We start from the raw sequence: 18,140 nt of genomic DNA, 5'->3' as shown, positions 1-18,140 counted from the left end.
CAAATGGCGAATCGGGGCAATCACAATCTCAGGAGTGGTGGCGCACCCCCACCTATGCCCATCATTAAGTGTCGTTTAGAGTATCATGCTCCGGTTGCCTTTTCCACCCATCACCGTCTGTCGTCGGCGGGCCTCTTGGCGTGGACCACACGGCCCATAGCCGTTCCGGCGATGGCGGCCCAGGTCAGGGCGATGGCGGGAATCTGCATGCTGAAATCCAACAAGGAATGAGTGGCGATCAGCGCCGTCGCCGCGCAGCCCAGGGCGGCTTCGGTTCGCCGTTCTGGAAAGCGGAACGCGGCCCGCAAACACACCGCAAAGGTGACGGCCACCGCGCCGACCAGCAGAAAAGCCGCCGGAATCCCAAGCTCCATGGCCAATTCCAGGTAAAGGCAATGGGCTTGCAACCACACTTGGGAGACGCTGGCCGGGCGGGCCATGGCGAACATGTCGGGGAAGCTGCCCAAACCATAGCCAAGCAGGGGGCGATCGGCGATCAGGCCGACGGTGGCGGCATAGACTCTGACCCGGTCAGCCGCTTCGGAGCTGGGATTGGCCGCGCCATAATACAGGAACAGGGCAAAGGCCGAGGCGACAGAGGCAACCAACCCAAGGGCGATGACCGCCCGTTTCCACGGCCCCAGCCGATGACCGTGCCGGGCATAGGCAAAGACGGCGATTCCGATTCCGGCGGCGACAATCCCCGCGCGTGATTCCGTTTCCAGAAGGGCCAAAAGGCCAACGCCGAACCCGAACAGATACAGCATGGCCGGGCGCGCCAAATGAACGATCAGGCGTCGCCACCCATCCACCCCGTCCATCCGGCGACTGATGGCCGCCAGGGCCGTCAGCAGCCCAAGCCCGGCGTAGGTGGCGTAGCTGTTGCGGTTGACGAAGGTGGACGTCAGATTGTCAAAATAGGCCCATTTCTCCATCCACAGAATGCTGTTGGAGTTGGAATAGAAGGCCGCCAACCCATAGATGGCGTACAGGGCGGCGGCGATGGCCAAACCGTCGGTCATGGCGTCGGCCCGGCGGCTGGACGCCGCGTGCTGATACGCCAGCCAGAAGGCCAGCCCGTAACTGGACAACCGGATCAGCCCATCCACCCCCGCCGACGGGGCAAGCCCGATTTGACCCACAGCCCCCGGCGCCATCGCCAACGCCGTCGTCACGTCGCGCCACAGCGGATGCCAAAGATCGGGAAAGAGCGCGCCCCCCCAGATCTGCGCGGCGCCCCACCCCAAAACCAGGAAAAAGGCGACGCCCGGAATCGCCAGAGGGCGGGCTGCGTTGAACGGGGCGCCGCGTTCCCGCAGGATCGCCAATGGCCAAAACAGCGCCAACGCCGCCAACAGCGCCGCAAGGAGCGTCCACGCGAAGGGGCGGTTCGAACCCAACGGCAAGGGAGCCGCCGCTAGGACGCCCAGGAAAATCGAGAAATGCGTTCGCCTTGGTCGCATAGTCCGTTGTTCGACTTTCTCAGTTGGCGGCGGTTCAAGGAATAGGGGATACGCGGTTTCGTCACAAGCGGTGGTCTTGCCGCGTCAACCCTTTTCACACGGCTCGGATTTGAACGGTGGTTCCATTGCTTTTGGTGTATTCACCCCGCAGACGTGGACACGGATGGGCGCTTATGAGTCATAAAACGCTCGTGCGAACGACAGCCTTCGACTGCACGCATCAGGACATTGCCCCTTTCATCGCTGGTTGCGTCGACGATTCGCCGATCAGGGGCGTTCGTCGTCACGCGCGCGAACACGCATTCATCCCAACCGACGCCGTCGCGCGTCGTCCGGTGGGGCGGAATGGGTGACAGCGCGGCTCTGATCGGGCGGGCGCTGCGGTGGACATGGGGGGTCAACACCCTGTCGGCCCTGCTGCAACTGGCCTTGGCCTGCCTGACCGTGCGTTTCCTGGCGCCCGCCGATTATGGGCTGATGGCGGCGGTGGCGGCGGCGGTGCGCTTCGCCCTTTATCTGGCCGATCTTGGCATCTCATCGGCCATCGTCCAGAAACCGGATCTGGATCTGGAGCAGGACGTGCCGGTCCTTTTCCGGGCGTCCGTCGCGGCGGGCGGGGGTACGGCTCTGGCGGTCTGGCTGCTGGCCCCCTGGCTGGCGGAGTGGAGCGCGCACCCGGACGCCACCACGCTGATCCGGCTCTATGGCCTGACCGCTCTCTTCTCCGGGGCTGGCTTGACCGGCCTTGCCCTGGCCCGGCGGCGTTTGGATTTCCGCGCCGTCAGCCTGTGGGGGCTGGCGGCGACGCTGGCGGGCCAAGGGCTGGTGACGTTGCCGCTGGCGATCGCTGGTTTCGGGGTGTGGAGCCTGATGGCGGGGGCGCTGGTTCAAGCGGCGGTGACGGCGGCCTTCGCCTTGCGGTCGGGCGGCGTCCGCTGGCGTGGCCTCGGCTCCTCCCGCGCCCGTGGGATTGAGCTGGCGGCGCTGTCCTCGCGGTTTCTGACCTTGCGATTGCTGGATTCGGCGGGGCTTCATCTGCTGCCGCTGGCGGTCTTCGCCCTGTGCGGCGCGGAGCAGGCCGGGATGTGGGACCGCGCGTTCGCCCTGACCATCCTGCCGTTGGAAATGGTGACGGTGGGATTGGGGCAGGTTCTGTTCCCTTTGTTCAGCCGTTTGGGCGACGATCCCGAGACGCGGCGGCGAACCTGGCTGACCGGCATGGCGTTGACGGTCAGTCTGACCGCCGCCATCGCCGCCGGAATGGCCACCGCCGCCGTTCCTCTGGTCGCCATGACCCTGGGCGGCGGCTGGGCCGACAGTGCGGAGCCATTCTTTTGGCTGGCGGTGTGGAGCGCGGCGCGCTGTCTGACCGGGGTGTCGGGAACCCTGCTGGAAGGGGCGGGTCGGTTGCGCGCGCGCGCGATGATCCAGACGGCCTATCTGCTGATGACCGCCGCTCTTCTGCTGGGGCTGGCCCCGACTCGCGCCAGCGGCGTGGCCCAATGTCTGGTGGTCGTGGAGCTTGCCGCTCTGCTGTTTCTGCTGCCAGCGGCGGCGCGGACCTGCGGGGCCACGGCGGGCGCGGTGGCCGCCCATCTGGCGGCGGCGCTGCTTCCTGTGGGGCCGGTTGTGGCGGCGGCGCTGGTCGGGTTGTCTCTCACCAACACGCCGCTGCTGTCGGTGGCGCTGGTCGTGCCGCTGTGCGCGGCGGCCTTGGCGGTTTCGCTGCGGCTCAACCCGTATGGCCCGCTGCGCCAGGCGGTGGTCGATGTCATCGGGCCTGCCTTGACGATGCGGCGATCGGCGGCGACCGTTCAGTCTCCTGCCCAGCCATCCGCCCAGCCCCCCGCTTTGCCAAGCCCCGGCGCGGCGCGGGTGGATGTTCTGGGCGTCGGCGTCGATCCTTTGACTCTGGACCTTGCGGTGAAGGCCGTCACCGGCTGGATCGACGCTGGTCAACCCGCCAATGTGTGTCTGGCGACGGTTCACGGCGTTGTGGAAAGTCGGTGGGACGCGGGTTTGAAAGCGGCCTACGCCGACGCCGCCCTGGTGGCGACCGACGGCATGCCGTTGGTTTGGTGGTGCCGCGCGCTGGGCTGGCCGGCGGAGCGGGTGTATGGCCCGGATCTGATGCTGGCCGTCTGCGCGACGTCGGTGGAGCGGGGCTGGCGGCATTTCCTGCTGGGCGCCACCGACGAGACGCTGGCCGCCCTGTCGCGGACTCTGCAACAGCGCTATCCCGGCTTGCGCATCGTCGGAACGCTGGCCCCCCCCTTCCGCGCCACCTCGGCGGCGGAGGACGCGGCGATGATCGACGCCGTGAACACGGCTCAACCAGACATTCTGTGGATCGGGTTGGGCGCGCCCAAACAAGAAAAATGGATGGCGGCCCACCGTCGGCGACTGACCGCGCCCGTGGCGTTGGGCGTTGGCGCGGCCTTTGATTTCCACGCCGGGGTGAAGCGGCAGGCTCCGCTCTGGATGCGGCGGAACGGGCTGGAGTGGCTGTTTCGCCTGTGTTCGGAGCCGCAGCGGTTGGCCCGGCGCTACGCCGTCGGCAACTCCATCTTCATCGCCTTGACCGTCAGCCGGATTCTGAAGGGGCTGTTCCGTCCGGGCCGCCGCTGATCGCCCGGCGATACAGCGCCAGGGCGGCGGCGACGGTCGCCTCGGGGGCCAGCCGCGCCCGCCAAGCTTCCCGCCCGGCGGCTCCCAACCGGATCAGATTCGCCGGATCCGCCAGCAGGGCGGCGGCCTTGTCCCGCCAGTCCGCCGCGTCGCCGGGCCGGGCGAAGAGACTCGGTTCCCCAGCCTCCCCCAGCACATCCGCCGCCGCGCCGCCGTCGGCGCACAGGGTCGGCAGCCCGGCGGCCATCGCCTCGGCCACCGTCAGGGGGAACATCTCGTAACAAAGGGACGGAAAGACCAGCAGCGCCGCGCGGGCCATGGCGCGGGCCACGGCGGCGGCGGGCTGACGCCCGTGAAAGCGGACCTGCGCCGGGGCCATCCGCCGCAACCGTTCCATCTCCGGCCCATCGCCGATCACGTCCAGCGGGGCCTCCACCCCGCGCCACGCGGTCAGCAGGCTGTCGAGGCCCTTTTCCGGGCTGAGCCGCCCCACGAACAGCGCGCCCTGTCGCGGCTCTCCCCCGCCAGGCTCCAAGGCGGACGGGTATTCCAGCAACGGCGGACGGACCACCAGCCGATCCGCCGGAATGCCGCCCCGCGCGAAGCGCTCGGCCGCTGACGGCGTCAGGGCGTGGTAAAGCGTCACCCGTCGGCCCCACACCCCGATCAACCGCTGGGACAGCGCATAGCCCGCCACCGCCGCCGTCGCGGCGGGACTGCCGCGATAGCAGCCGCGCCGCACGCCCGGCCCTTGGAAAATCCGCCCGACGCAGTCCTCGCAGCGGGAGCCGTCGCGCAGCAAAAGCGCGTTGGCGCAGAGCAGGCGGTAATTGTGCAGCGTCTGGACCACCGGAACGCCCATGCCATGCGCCGCCTCGAACACCGAGGCCGACAGCAGGGGAAAGCTGTTGTGGACATGAACCACGTCGGGCTGAAAGCGGTCGATGGCCGCGCGGGTCAGCGCGTGGCCTTCCCGTGACCACAGGGCGCGCAGGGCAAGACCAACCGATCCCTGCCCCTCGATGGCGGTGTTGTCGCCAAGCAACAGGTCGATCTCCACCCCGTTGCGGGCGAGAAGCGCGGCTTCGCTTTCGACCACCACATCCTCTCCGCCGCGCTGACGGTAGCGTTCATGGACGATCAGGACGCGCATGGCCGGACATGACCTCGATGAGATGACGACGAACGCGGGCGGCCACCGCCGCCGGATCCAACGCGCCGCTGTCGACAACCAGACCGCCGGGCGCGGCGGCGGCCAAACGGACGTAAACCCGGCTCTGGCGCGCGGCCTCTTCCGGCGTGGCTTCCCCCTTGCGGCGGACGAGTTCCTCGGCGGGGGCCGTCAGAACCACCAGAGCGCCGGGTGACGGCGCCACGCGCGCCATCAGCGCCAACGCCCAGGCGGGGACGGCCACGCCCCGGCGTTCCGGCGCCGCCTGATAATCCAGGACATAGCGGTCGAAGATGACGATGTCGCCAGCGGCCAAAGCCGGACGGACCCACAGCAGCCCCCCCAACCAATAATCGGCGCAGGCGACCGCCCAGCGGAGCCACCCCCGCGCCCACCCCGGCTTGGACGGCGGCGCGTCCCCCGGCGGCGGGGCGGGCGGGGCCACGCCAAAGCGGGGCAGCAGGAACGGACGTGTGTGGAAAACCCGAAAGCCGGGGGCGAGACGCCGTGGAATCGCCGCTTCCAAGGCGGCGATCAGCGATGATTTTCCGGCGCCGTCCGGGCCGCTCACCGCCAACAGCAGGCCGGGCGGGCGGGCCAAACGTCGGACGTTGTCGCCAATTTTTGCCGCCAACAGCCGCAACGCCAACCCCGGACGGCGGCGCAGGGCCACGGGCAAGGCGCGTTGGCGCGCCGACCGACCGGAAAGCGTCCGGTCCCGAATCGCCGCCGCCGCTCCGCCGACAGCCGCCGCGATCAGATCGGCGGGCGCGTCGGCGGGCAAGATCCCGCCATGGACCAGCCATTTTTCCAGCGCCCGCGCGCCGCAAGCGTCCTCCACCCGCAAGCGGAGCGCGCCCGCCATCGGCGCAGCGCGGGCGAACAGGACGGCGGGGTCGATGAACGGAACGCCGCAGGCGCTGAGCGCCCGGTGAAAATCGACCTGCGCCGTTCCCGCGACCTCATCGGTCGCCGCAGGGTCGGCGGCCCAAACCGACAGCACCCCGCCCATCGGCACGGCGTTGACGATCACCCATCCGCTGTCCCCGGCGGCGGCGCGCAACAGACCCAGCCAGTCCGACCAGGGGCGCCAGTCGGCCAACAGGTCGGCGTCGGCGCCGTGGAAGGGGGCCGACGGATCGGCCTCCCCATCCAGACGCGCCAAAGGCCACCCGCGTTCGTGGGCCAAACGCAGCAGAGCGGCGAGCAGCGCCTCGCGGGGCATCGGCGGTTCCGGCGCGACGTCGTTCCTCATCGCCGTATCCCCTCGCGCATCCGGTCCCACGCGGCTTCGCCGGTCAGACGCTTGACCCCCTCTTTCATGCGGGCGAGCCGGTCAAAGACGCCGCCCGGCCGCGCGCGCAGCAACCACGCCAACGCCTGCGGCCCGACCCGGCCCGACAGAACGAAGGCGGGCAGAAGGGTTTCCGGGCGTTCCTGCCACCCGTCCGCCACCACGCCCCAAGCGGTTCCGCGCGCATGGCGATAGCCCAGCTCCAGCGCCTGAGCCGTCGCGGCGGCGGGCCACAGCCCGCCGGGCGGCGCGAGCCAGACCGGAGCGCTTCCGGTGACGCCGCCCAGACGGTCGCGGCTGGCGGCCAGTTCGTTGGCCCGTTCGCGCTCCGACAACTGGTCAAAACGGCGGTGGCTCCAACCATGGCTGCCGATGGCGTGGCCGGACGCCGCCAACGCCGCGACGTCGGCGTCGCTCAGTCGCCCGGATTCGCCCAGAAGTCCAGCGGGCACCATGAAGACGCCGCGCCAGCCGCGCCGGTCCAGCGCCCGCGCCGCGTCCAGATGATCCGCCGTTCCATCGTCGAAGGTCAGGGCCACGTTCCGGCCATCGGTCAGACGCAACAGCGGATCGGCGTCCATGGGGGCGGCGCCCAAATGGGCCAGCCTGTCCAGATGCCGTTCCCACAGGGCGGGGGCGACGTCGTGAAAGCGCCGGTTCGCCCCATGATCGGCCAGCCGGTGATAGACCAGGAAACATGCGCTCATCGCGCGCCCTCCGTCAGACCGGCGGCGGCGTAGACCGTGTCGACGGCAGCCGCCCAGGAAAAGCGCGCGCACGCCTCGTTTCGCGCTTGCCGTGACAGGGCTTCCCCATAACGGACGTCGTCGATCAACGGACGCAGCGCCCGCGCCAACCCCTCGACCGCCACCGCCGGAGAGGGAGCGGGAACAGCGATTCCCCCGCCCCCGGCGGCCATCATGCCCGGCCCTCCCAGGGCCAAACAGACCAGCGGCAGACCGGCGGCCATCGCCTCAGCCGCCGCGAAGCCGCCGGAATCATGCAGGGCTGGGAACAGCAGCGCCCGCCCGCCCGCCATCAAGCGCCACGCCTCATCCTGCGACAGCCGACCATGGAAAAGAATTTTACCGGCAATGCCGAGACGGGCGGCCCGTCGTTCCAACCAGGCGCGGCTTGGCCCGTCGCCGATGATGTCGAACCGCCAGTCTCCGGGCAATCGGGCCAGGGCGTCGAGCGCCAGATGCACCCCCTTGTGCGGCAGCAGGTCGCCCAGATAGACCAGCCGCGTCTCACGGCGCGGCGTGTCGGCCAGCCTTCCCAGCAAGGCCAGCCGATCCGGTTCCAACGCCACTTGGGAGCGGACGATCACATGACGGGCGCCCAGACGACGCAGGCGTTCGGCGGTTTCCGGGGTCGCCGCCACCGCAACCCGGCATAGGGCGGCGGCGCGGCGCGCCCATGGCAGCCAGGGCGAAAAGCGATGGAGAAGGGCGCGCGCGGCCTCCCACGCGGCGGCGCGCGGACCCAGGCCGGGCCAGAAGGCCGCTGGCTCGCGCTCTCCTCCGCCGACCGGCCCCCAGATGACCGGCACCCCCAGCCGCGCCGCTTCGGTCAGGGCGCAGGGCGACCAGAATTGCGCGAAGGTGACGTGATGGGCGGCGTCAAAGCGGTTGGCGGCCAGAATGGTCCGCAACCGGCGGCGGGCGGTGATTTGCCACAGGACATAGCGCATCCGCCCACCGACGCCCTTGCCAAAAAGCCGGAGCGCCCGGTTCAGCGCCGATGGCAGGTCGTGGTAATGAAAATGCAGACCGGAGCGGGGCGCGCGCTCCATCTCCTGTTCGATGTCCGCCCGCCGCCGCAACCGGGTCAGCACATGGGTTTCATGCCCGGCGGCGGCCAGGGCGGTGGCCCACCCCCACCCCACCCCCAGCTCGGAACCGCGATGGGGCGCGCAGGCGTAGGCGGACAGCAGCACGCGCATGGGCCTTACCGTCGCCGAGCCAGAACGATGAGATTGGTCCGGGCCAATTCAGCCTCGGGAATGTGGAAAAAGGCTGCGTGCGGGGGCGCGCGCCGCAATTCGGCGATGTCGTCCGGGCCGCCGCCCGCCGTTTCCCACAGCAGAATGTCAAAGGGCGCCGCCGCCAGCAACTCCCGGTGCTGCGTCGTCCGCAGCCGGTTGAGCGGCGTGTAGGGGTTGTTGAACCAGCGCCGCCACGTCGCTTCGGAATAGCGCAGGAAATTGAAGCGGGGCAGAGCCGGATCGAAGTGATGGTACAGGTCCGCCAGCTCCACCGAAAGGATGTACCACCCGCCGGGGCGGAGCAGGCGGGCCGCTTCCTGGTGGATGGCGCGGATGACGTCGGGGGCAGGGTATTGCAGCACCTGGGTGATCGTCACCAGATCGAAACTGGCGTCGGGGAACGGCATGGGCAGCGGCTGCGGCGCGTGATAGCGGATGCCCAGCCGCTCCAACCAACGGTCGGCGGCTTCGCCGGGCGGCGGGGCGAGCGGCTGGGCACCGACGGGAGCCGCCCGGTCCAGGGCCGCCGCCACCGCCACCGCGTCCTCCCCCCGCATCAGCGGAGCGACGTCGGTCAAGACCTGCCGCGTCACCCCATACCGGCGGAACGTCAATGGAAGCACCGGCAACCAACCGCTGCCCATCTCCAGATGGTTGGACAGGGCGCCCACCTCCACCCCGCCCACCGTCCGCAGCACGCTGGCGTAGCGTTCGGCCACCGCGCGCTTCACCGCCACCTCCGAGTCGATATCGTCGAAGATGCGCCGTCGCCGCGCGCGCTCATACAAGGCCGGACCGCCAGGGATGGCCCCGATCAGGCGTTGAATCGCGACTTTCGCCATGAAACGCATCATCGGGCAGACTCCGGCGCAAAGGGTGGGCAGGCCAAGGCGTGGTTGGTCAGGCGTCGTTCCGGCGGCGTCGCCGCCGCCGCCGCCGCCAGGGCGCGATCCAGCACAGGCCACAACCCGTGGGCCTCGATCTCCCACGAATGGCCCCACAGGTGCAAGACGCCGCCCAACCGGGCCGCGTGGTCGGGCAGAGCGGTCAGGATGTCCGTCAAGCGGTCGGCGGGGTTTCCATGCCCCGTCACCGCCAGGGCGCGCAGGGCTTTCAGACGGCCAAGCCCCCCGCCATGACGCAGCCAGTTGCGCCACAGAGCCGCCGAGCGGTGCGGGTAAATTTGGGCGGTGGTGGGCATGGCGAGAGGATCGGCGCCGACGTCGAAACACAACATCTGCGTGGTCCGGGCGTGGGAAAAACCCAATTCCTGCGCCAAGGCTTTGCCCCATCGCCCCATCCGCCCGCCGGGAAAGCAAAATCCCGTCACCGGCTGCCCGAGCATGTCTTCCAGCGCGGCCCGTCCATCGGCCATCTGGCGCCGCGCCTCGTCGCGCGGCAACTGCGGCAAACGGCAATGGTCGAGCGTGTGGGATCCGATCTCGAAACCCGCCGCCGCCAGTTGGCGCAGTTCCGCCGCCGCCATCACCGGGCGACCGCTGCGGTTGCGCACCGGAACGTAAAAGCTGCCGGAAACCCCATGACGGGCGAGCATCTCCGCCAGTTTCAGATCCAGCGGATGACCATCGTCCCACGACGTGGTCAGCACAGGGGCCGAACGAAGGGACTCAGCCATGACCATCCTTCCGCGCCAAGGTGACGCCGCCCACATAAAAGGGCGCGTCGGGCCACAGCGCCCGGTCGATCGCCCCGCCGATTCGGGCGAGGATGTGAAAGGGGACGGCCAGGGCGAAGGCGAGGGCAAGGCGCGCCGATTCCACCGGACCGCGCCCCGACCGCCATCCCCGGCTGTGGGCGGTCAGCAGCCGCCCCGGCAACGACGCCAACAGATCCGCCACGGCGTAGAGCGGCCCCCCACCGATTGCTGCGCGATGGGGGTCAGCCCGGCGCGGCGCGCTTCCAGCGCCATGCCCCCGGACGTCCAGCGCCAGAGATCCCGGTGACGGCCCTGGAGCGTGACGAACGGGTGAATGACCAGAACAACGCCGCCGGGGGCCAGCACGCGCGCGATTTCGGCCAGAGCGGCCCTCGGATCCTCCACATGCTGAAGCAGATGGCTGGCGATCACCGCCGCGAAGGTCCGGTCGGCAAAGGGCAGAAACTGGACGTCGGCCATCGCCTGCACCCGGTCGCCGGGGCCGATGTCAGCGGTGATGATCGGCGTGTCCGGGCCAAGCGCCTGGCTCAAAGCGGCGCCATAGGGGTCCGGTCCGGCGCCAATGTCCAGACAGGGCAGGCGCGGCATGGTCCTGTCCGCCAGATGGGTGGCGATGAAGCGGCGGACAATGGCCCGCTCCGGCAGGATCAGATCCTGCGCCCGGCGGTACAGGGCGACAAGCCGGGGGGTCATCGCAGCGTCTCCCGCAACAGGTGGCCGATCAGTTCCAGTTGGCGGGCGCGCCACTGGGTTTCATGGGCGCGCGCGTCCTCTGGACGGCACGCCGCCGCCTGCTCGCGTTCCAGACGCGCGCGCAGATGAAGCAGGAACGTCGCCGCCAGATGCGGCCCGGCGGTCAAACGCAGCAGCAGCCCCATCGCCCGGCCCGCCGCTTCCGCCCCGCCCATGGCCGCCGCCCGGCGCAGCAGCGGAACGGCGGTCCAATAGAGCCGGTCATGGCCGCGCGGGGCTATGGAAAGGCTGTGTTCAAAGTCGATCAGCGTTGGCGGCGCCCCACGACGGCGCAGGACATTCCAATACAGGAAGTCGCCATGGGCGCGCTCGCACGCGATGGCCCGGTCGCCCTCGCGCTCGATCAGCAGGCGCCGCAGAGACGCGGCCGACGATGACGGATCGTTTCCCGGAACCATGACGTCCAGAACAACGGACAGGGGTTGAACGGTCGCGCCAGCCCCGTCGAACGGGCCACGGCAGGGCAGAAGCGCCCGCCACGCCGACTCTGGCGTTCCATCAATCGACGATAGCCACAACGCCGCCCAATCACCCCCGTCATGGAATCCCAACAATTCCGGTCTGGTGAAGGGCGGTCGAGGCGGGGCGGCGGCGTAGGCCGCAGCCTCGCGTCGCGCCAACTCCACAGCGAAAGGACCACAGGCAAGCTTGACGAAGCCAGCTCCGCCGCCCAACCGGACGGCGGTCTTGCCAAAGGACAGGGCGCGCACCCGCTCCGGCGTTCCCTCCACCCCGGCGGCGGCCAGCCGATGACCGACATCGGCGGGGATGGTTTCCGGCGGGCAAACGGAAGACGCGCTCACAGCGATGGTCCTCTTCCGGACGGAAGGCCGATAGCGCGCCGGGCGGCCATGGCGTAGGCGTTGGCCGCCTGTTCCAACCCCAGATCATCGCCGGTGCGCCACGCCCCCTGGCGCAGCCGCGCCCGCAGGGCAGAATCGCGGCACAGCCGTTCCATCGCCAGGGCGATTTCAACCGGATCGACGGCTTCGGTCAGCAGACTGTTTTCTTCGTGACGCAGATAGGCGAACTCCGGCCCATGGGGGGCGCCGCCGTGGCAAGCGATGAGCGGCGCGCCATGGGCCGCCGCGTGGGCGGCGACCAACCCCACCGCGCCCGGCACGATCACCGCCGTGGCCAACGCGAAAAGCGCCGCCAGAGCGTGAGGGTCGAATTCCGCCGCCGCGAAGCGCACATCGGGGAGGTCAGCCGCCAAGGCCTTCAACCGCGCTTCATCCACCCCCGAACCGACGATCAACAGACTTGCCCGCCCGCCGCGCCGCGCCAGTTCCCGCATCGCCTCAATGGCGGCGTCAACCCGTTTGCCCGGATACAACCGCCCGAGAAACAGGAAAACCGACCCATCGGCAAGCCCGTGGCGGCGGCGCGTCACGTCGAGGGCGTCGGCGGGCAAGGCGGCTATGGCGGCCCGCGCCGCCGCCACGTCCACGCTGTTGCCCGACACAAAAACACGGTCGGCGGCAATCCCCGCCGCGCGGCACTGCTCCGCCCCCTCCTCGGTGTAAGGCAGAACGGCGTCGGCCCCACGGGCAAGGCAACGGCGCAGGAAACGCCGCAGCGGCCCGAACGGCCAGGCGCCGGGCTGAGAAAAGGCGAAATGGCCGGAAATCATCAGCCGGGGCCGCCCCAACACACGGCGGGCCAGCCAAAGGACCCAGATGCCGAGGTCATGCGTGTGCAGCCCGACGCACACCGCGTCAAAACCGCCGGTCAACGCCTCCAGAACGCCTGCGCTCCACACAACCCGACCACCGCACAGGCGGGGCCAGAACAGGTTGCGCCCGCGCCGGGCGGCGATGGGCAGCGGCGCGGCGCTGCCAGCCGCCATCAATCCCGCCTGCCCATCCCCATGATAAACGATGAAGCGCGGATGGGTGGATTTGGCGAGTTCCCGCATCAGCCCCAGCCGATAATCAGGGACCACCCCCTCCACCAGAGCCACGCGGGGGGCCGGGGAGCGGTCGGGCGCCAGAACGGCGAACGCCCTTTTGATCAGCGGCGCCGCCCACCAGACAGGCCACCAGGGGCCGCCATGCCGCCGGGTGAACACCAGCCAGGAGCGCCAGGGGCAGCCACGGGGGCCGGTGATGGCGCGCAGCCGATCAACAACCCCAAGATCAGGATCGCGCCAGGGCGGCGGGCGGCGGTCACGCTCGCACACCCCCGCCGAACCGGGGGCGACGATCACGTCGATGCCCAGAGCGACGGCGCGCAGCCCGTAATCAGTGTCGGCCATGCCCTGGGTGCCAATAAACACCGGATCGACGCCGCCCAGCCGCGCCGCCGCCGGGGCAGGAACCAGAATCACATTGCCGTTGATAAGCTCGCACCGCTGGGGCTGGACATCCAGCGCCAGTCGCGCTGAACGGAGAGGGTGGGAGCCAAGCCGCCGCCCACCGCCAAAGGTGACGGCGCCATCGTCAGCCGCGACGACGGCCCCAACGATGATCGGCGATTGGCCATGGCGGTCGCGCCAACGGTCATGGGCGTCGAGCAGGCGCAGCAGGGCGTCGTCCCGCAACAAAACATCGTCGTTGAGCCAAAGCTGGAAATCCGCCGTCGGGTCACAGGCGCGCAGCCCCAATTCCATGGCCCCGGCCCACCACAGGGCGCCGTCCGCCTGGATGATCCGCGTGTCGGGAAACCACGCCGTCACGGCTGGCGCCGTGCCGTCGCTGCCGCCATCGTCCACCAGAATGGTTTCAAGCCGCAGATCCGGAACCAATCGCACAGCCGTGCGCAATCCTTCCAGGCACCGCAAGGTGGTGTCCCGTCGGTTGTGGCAAGCGATGACGGTGGAAATCAGCCGCCTTTCCGTCGCCACTCCGCTCATGGCCTTGCGACCAGCCGCGCCACCGCCGCGTTGCGTCTGACGAGCAGCGCGCCTCCCGTTGAGGCCAAGGCCCCCAGCCACAGCCCTTGCTCGGTCAGGTGGTTGTAGGGGATGTCGTAGACGACGATGGTGGCGAAGAGCGCCATCAGGCCGGGCCGCAAAATCACAAAGCCCGGCGGCAGAGCGCCCAGCAGGCCCAGGGTGATGCGGGCGAAGCCGTAGACCCACAGCCCCACGCCGATCAGGCCGGTGTCCAGAAGGGTCGCAATGTAGAAATTGTGAGGGGAGTAGAGCACCGTGGACCAACCGATCTGGCGTTCGTACCCAGCGCCATAACCGGCGCCGAAGATCACGGTTTCCACCCCGCTGGAAAAGGCTCGCTCCAGCAGCAGTTCCCAGCCGGTGACGCGCCAGGCGATGCTGCTGTCTGCGGCAAAGGGCTCCTGCACGGCGGATTGCACCGCGCGCGTCAGGAAATCACCACCCAGCCCCTGCTGGAACATCCACAACACCGCCGCCCCCGCCACCCCCAACATGATGAAGGGAACCACCCGGACCAGGGATTCCCGGCTGAACGCCAACAGAACGGCAATTCCAGCCGCCGCCGCCATCCACACGCTGCGGTGAAAAAGCCCAAATGAGATGGCCAGAAGAAAAATGCACAGAACCCGCATCAGAACAGACGAACGCGCCTCTGACCAGACGACCAACCCTATGATGCCCGCCTGCGCCATAATCAGCGCCGACGCCGCCGGCACCACCCGGCCTTGATCGAAAGCATACAAGGACATCGCGTTCGAGGTGGTGGGACGCGGAATGACATTGGGGAAAAGCCATTCAACAATGGTCATGCAGGCCAGCGTCAGCCCCACCACAAGCCATATCTTGACCAAACGCTCCAGCCGTTCCGGCGTCCAATCAATGGTCAGGCTGTAGAAAAGGGCCGAGGCGACGTAAAAAGACTGTCGGTAGAAACTGACGGCCGTCGGCAGGCCAAAATCCGCCACTCCTCCCAGAAAACGCAGGAATCCGTACCCCAGGATGACCATCCAAAGGAGCTGGACGCGGCTCATTCCTCCGGCGATCAGAAAGCGGAAGCAGGCTGCCGACACCAGCGCCGCCGACAACAGATCAAAGGGCGACACCGTGTAACCCATCGCCACGAAACCGAAATCGAACCCGAGATGCGTTTCTCCAAGGCTCATCAGCAGCGCGCCGACAATGGCGATTTCCCAGAAGATCGTCGCGGCGATCATCATGAAAAAAAAGCCAGCGGCGATGACGACAACTTCCGCATCGCTCAGAAAATCATACGAAAACTCGGCCCCCATCGGCAGCATCTCTCTCGGCGGCGCGCGCCGTGTGTGGTCAGGGTTTCTTGAAAGCCGCCAACCGCCGATCAAAGTCGGCGACCACCGCCGGATCCGCCGCCAGCCCCTGGCGCACGATGGCCGCAGCGCCAAAACGGGCCGTCAGTTCCGTGACCGTTCCTGGCCCCCAGGCAAAAAAGGACCAGACGAAACGGTTCATGCTCTCCCGTCCATCGGCGTCCATGAAGGGCCACAGAGCAAAGCCGCTTTGCAAACGCCGGGGCATCGCCGATGGATTGAAGGTTCCGGCGACAATGGCCATGCGCCACGCCCGCGCCGCTTCCAGAGGTTGGTGACGGGCGTATTCGACAAAGGCAAGGCGCTCCCAAATCTCCGCGTCGGCTGGCGCGCCGAGCAGCGCGCGGTGCAGATCCGCCACGGCGGCGCTCAACGCGGCCTCCCGCTCGGCGCGGTGAGCCGGGTCGGGCAGCGCGGCAAGCCGCAGGCGGGCCGCTGTCGCAGCCCCCCGCGCAGCCCCCGGTGACGCCGCCGCGTCACTCAACGCGTCAGCAAACCCAACCGGAACCGTCTGCGCCGACGATGCGGGCGCCTGGAGCATCAGCCATTCAACCGGAAGCCGACTGGAGGCGAGCGCCAACCCGGCCAACCCGAACAGCACGGACAAAAGGGCGGTGGCTTTTGGCTGGGAAGGCCGACGGTTGCGGTTCGCCGCCGCCAGACCACCGCCGCCGCTTCTGACGCCATCAGTTGTTGTAGTAGCTGCGGTATCGGCCATAATAATACCCCATGTCGCGATAGCCATAGCTGGAGTGCTTGCGCACGTTCACGCGGGTCAGCAGGGCGCCGGCGAATTTGGCCTTGGCGTCCCGCAGCATGCGCACCGCCGTCAGCGCGCTTTCCCTGGGCGTGGTGTTCCAGCGCAAGCAGAACAGCGTGGCGTCGGCGTGGCGCACCAGGATCTGGACATCCGCCACGGAAAGCACCGGCGGGCAATCGAAGATCACCACGTCGTAGACCGCCCGCATCGCGTCCATGGTCTGACGCACCTTATCGGCCATGGCCAGCATGTCCACCTGCTTCTGCCCGCCCGCCCGCGCGGTCAGAATGTCCAGCGACGTCAACGGATCACGGACCACCGCGTTTTGGAAATCCACCCCGTCGGCCAACACCTCGGCCAAGGAAAGCTCAGACGACAGGCCAACCTTGGTTCCCACCGTCGCGCGGCGCAGATCGGCGTCCACCAGCATGACCTTCAGGCCCAGAGCGGCGGCGGTGCGGGCGAGAGACAGGGCGGTCAGGCTTTTCCCCTCATCAGGCACGGACGAGGTGACGACCAGGGTCTTTGGCTCTGGCCGGTCTGGTGGGTGACGGATGGCGAACCAAGCGATGCGGAACGCTTCGGCATAGGACGAAGACGGTCGTTCGACCAGATAGGCGGCGACGTTGGCGGTCGAGCCGGCCACCTGCGGCACCAGTCCCAGAGCGGGCAGGCCGATGAGATGCTCCAACTGGTCCTTGGTGCGGATCGTGTTGTCAAACTTCTCGATCAGCAGGATCAGCGCGATGGCCGCCACCAACCCGGCGACCGTCACCGCCATAATCAGCGTGGATTTTTGCGGGTAGGAGGGCGCGCGCGGGCGTTCGGAGAAGGAAATGATGCGGGCGTCCGGCTGCTGGATGGTTTCCTGCTGGTCGGTTTCCTTGAAGCGGTTGAGGAAGGTTTCGTAGAGGATGCGGTTGGCCTGCGCCTCCCGTTCCAGCGCGTGCAGCCCGATTTCCGCCTTGTTCTGGCTGAGCGACCGGCTTTCCATGTCCGCGATCTCACGGGTGGCGGACCGCTCCCGCTCCTCAAGAACAGCCAGTTCGCTGCGCAACCCCTGAGTCAGGCGTCCGATTTCCGTCGACATTTTGCTGCGGATCTCGCCCAGCTCGGCGCGGATCTTGGCAATCTGCGGGTGGCGGTCGCCATAGCGCGACGCCAGATCCGAAGCCTCGCCCGCCAGCGTCGCTTCCTGCTCCTTCAGGCGGGACAGGAAGGTGGAGTCCAACAACTCATCCGTGGCCATCCCCCCGCGTCCGGACCGACCCACCGCCTCCAGCCGGGCGATGCGCGCCGCCGTTTCAGCCCGCTTGGTTTGGGCGGTCACCAGAAGGGTGTTCAGTTCGGTCAGCTTCTGCTGCGTGCTTGAAACCCCCCGGTTTTCCAGCAGATTGTGATTGGCGCGATAGGCGCTGATGGCCTGTTCGCTGGCTGACAGATCATGCTTCAGCCCTTCCAGACGTTCGTTCAGCCAATTCGTGGCGTAACGGAGGGCCTGGAATTTAGCCTCCAACTGCTCGGTTACGTAATGCTCCGCAAAGGCGTTGGCGATGCGCGACGCCGTTGCCGGGTTGGGAGAACGGTAGGCGATGCGGATCACCATGGATTGGGGAACCGCCGACACGGTCAACCCGCCGCGCAGCCCATCAATCACAACGGCGCGCTGACGCTCCTCAATCTCCGCCGGGGCGAGTTCGGGAACCGCTTCCTTTTCCAGATGGATCATCCTCCGCACCGTGTCGACCAGATCCTGAACGACGCTCAGGTCAAACCGCGATGACTGGACCGGACGCAAGGCGGGATTGAACTCAGGATCCTCATAGAGGTTGAGCGCCGTCGCCACCCGTTTGGCCAGAGTGCGCGACCGCAACACCTCGACCTCGCTGGTCACAGTCGCTATCTGGGGGGACAGCTGCGACAGGATTTCCTTGATGTCCACGATCCGGGTGCGCCGACTGTCGATCATGACTTCGGCGGTGGCCGTGTAAATCGGCTGGATGCGGGACACGAAAAGCCAAGCGCCGACGGCGCTCAGCAGCGTCAACGCCAAAATGGCCCACCGCCGTCGCCACAACGTGACCAGCGTCTGTTTGAGGTCGAGATCGCTGACAAGACCCATGACATGGGGGGCATCCCTGTTCGGATGCCCCAGGGCCTGATG

Annotated in this window: 15 protein-coding genes; 1 reads left to right on the top strand and 14 read right to left on the bottom strand. The window is 68.4% G+C overall.

The features are described from left to right. Window positions 1-110 precede the first annotated feature (110 nt). Complete coding sequence (locus D3877_RS28580; protein WP_158600043.1) at window positions 111-1,406, bottom strand: O-antigen ligase family protein; 1,296 nt, start codon at window positions 1,404-1,406, stop codon at window positions 111-113. Between the two features lie 402 nt (window positions 1,407-1,808). Here D3877_RS28580 and D3877_RS28575 point away from each other — a divergent pair, with 402 nt between their 5' ends. After that, window positions 1,809-4,091, top strand: a complete 2,283-nt coding sequence (locus D3877_RS28575) for a WecB/TagA/CpsF family glycosyltransferase (RefSeq protein WP_119834198.1) — start codon at window positions 1,809-1,811, stop codon at window positions 4,089-4,091. Here D3877_RS28575 and D3877_RS28570 read toward each other — a convergent pair. From D3877_RS28570 to D3877_RS28505, 13 genes are read right to left on the bottom strand one after another with little or no spacing between them, the layout of a single operon-like run. Next, window positions 4,048-5,244, bottom strand: a complete 1,197-nt coding sequence (locus tag D3877_RS28570; protein ID WP_119834197.1) for a glycosyltransferase family 4 protein — start codon at window positions 5,242-5,244, stop codon at window positions 4,048-4,050. The genes D3877_RS28575 and D3877_RS28570 overlap by 44 nt on opposite strands. Further along, a complete protein-coding gene (locus D3877_RS29665; RefSeq protein WP_147395315.1) occupies window positions 5,222-6,517 on the bottom strand; it encodes a dTMP kinase in 1,296 nt (431 codons plus the stop codon). Before D3877_RS29665 ends, D3877_RS28570 begins: the two co-directional genes overlap by 23 nt. Then, on the bottom strand, window positions 6,514-7,263 hold the full coding sequence (locus D3877_RS28555) for a polysaccharide deacetylase family protein (RefSeq protein WP_119834194.1): 750 nt from the start codon (window positions 7,261-7,263) through the stop codon (window positions 6,514-6,516). The genes D3877_RS29665 and D3877_RS28555 overlap by 4 nt, the downstream gene beginning before the upstream one ends. Further along, entirely contained in the window at window positions 7,260-8,501 is a 1,242-nt protein-coding gene (locus tag D3877_RS28550; protein ID WP_119834193.1) for a glycosyltransferase family 4 protein, read from the bottom strand. The genes D3877_RS28555 and D3877_RS28550 overlap by 4 nt, the downstream gene beginning before the upstream one ends. A gap of 5 nt (window positions 8,502-8,506) precedes the next feature. Further along, complete coding sequence (locus tag D3877_RS28545; RefSeq protein ID WP_158600042.1) at window positions 8,507-9,385, bottom strand: class I SAM-dependent methyltransferase; 879 nt, start codon at window positions 9,383-9,385, stop codon at window positions 8,507-8,509. An 8-nt stretch (window positions 9,386-9,393) separates the two neighbouring features. Next, window positions 9,394-10,179, bottom strand: a complete 786-nt coding sequence (locus D3877_RS28540) for a polysaccharide deacetylase family protein (RefSeq protein WP_158600041.1) — start codon at window positions 10,177-10,179, stop codon at window positions 9,394-9,396. Next, the gene (locus D3877_RS28535; RefSeq protein WP_147395314.1) at window positions 10,172-10,390 is read right to left on the bottom strand and encodes a hypothetical protein; all 219 of its coding nucleotides are present in this window, start codon (window positions 10,388-10,390) and stop codon (window positions 10,172-10,174) included. The genes D3877_RS28540 and D3877_RS28535 overlap by 8 nt, the downstream gene beginning before the upstream one ends. Beyond that, window positions 10,363-10,914 carry a class I SAM-dependent methyltransferase gene (locus tag D3877_RS28530; RefSeq protein WP_119834190.1) on the bottom strand — a complete coding sequence of 184 codons (552 nt, stop codon included), beginning with the start codon at window positions 10,912-10,914 and terminating at the stop codon, window positions 10,363-10,365. Before D3877_RS28530 ends, D3877_RS28535 begins: the two co-directional genes overlap by 28 nt. Beyond that, window positions 10,911-11,777 (bottom strand): hypothetical protein, encoded by an 867-nt coding sequence (locus tag D3877_RS28525; RefSeq protein WP_119834189.1) that lies wholly within the window; start codon window positions 11,775-11,777, stop codon window positions 10,911-10,913. Before D3877_RS28525 ends, D3877_RS28530 begins: the two co-directional genes overlap by 4 nt. Continuing rightward, window positions 11,774-13,828, bottom strand: a complete 2,055-nt coding sequence (locus D3877_RS28520) for a glycosyltransferase (protein WP_119834188.1) — start codon at window positions 13,826-13,828, stop codon at window positions 11,774-11,776. Before D3877_RS28520 ends, D3877_RS28525 begins: the two co-directional genes overlap by 4 nt. Beyond that, window positions 13,825-15,159 carry an O-antigen ligase family protein gene (locus tag D3877_RS28515; protein WP_211100299.1) on the bottom strand — a complete coding sequence of 445 codons (1,335 nt, stop codon included), beginning with the start codon at window positions 15,157-15,159 and terminating at the stop codon, window positions 13,825-13,827. Before D3877_RS28515 ends, D3877_RS28520 begins: the two co-directional genes overlap by 4 nt. Window positions 15,160-15,196: 37 nt before the next feature. Further along, entirely contained in the window at window positions 15,197-15,934 is a 738-nt protein-coding gene (locus D3877_RS28510; RefSeq protein WP_147395313.1) for a hypothetical protein, read from the bottom strand. Further along, window positions 15,903-18,098, bottom strand: a complete 2,196-nt coding sequence (locus D3877_RS28505) for a GumC family protein (protein ID WP_158600039.1) — start codon at window positions 18,096-18,098, stop codon at window positions 15,903-15,905. The genes D3877_RS28510 and D3877_RS28505 overlap by 32 nt, the downstream gene beginning before the upstream one ends. Window positions 18,099-18,140 lie beyond the last annotated feature (42 nt).

Source organism: Azospirillum cavernae, assembly GCF_003590795.1.
Taxonomy (GTDB): Bacteria; Pseudomonadota; Alphaproteobacteria; order Azospirillales; family Azospirillaceae; genus Azospirillum; species Azospirillum cavernae.
This window is presented reverse-complemented; position numbering and strand designations above follow the sequence as displayed.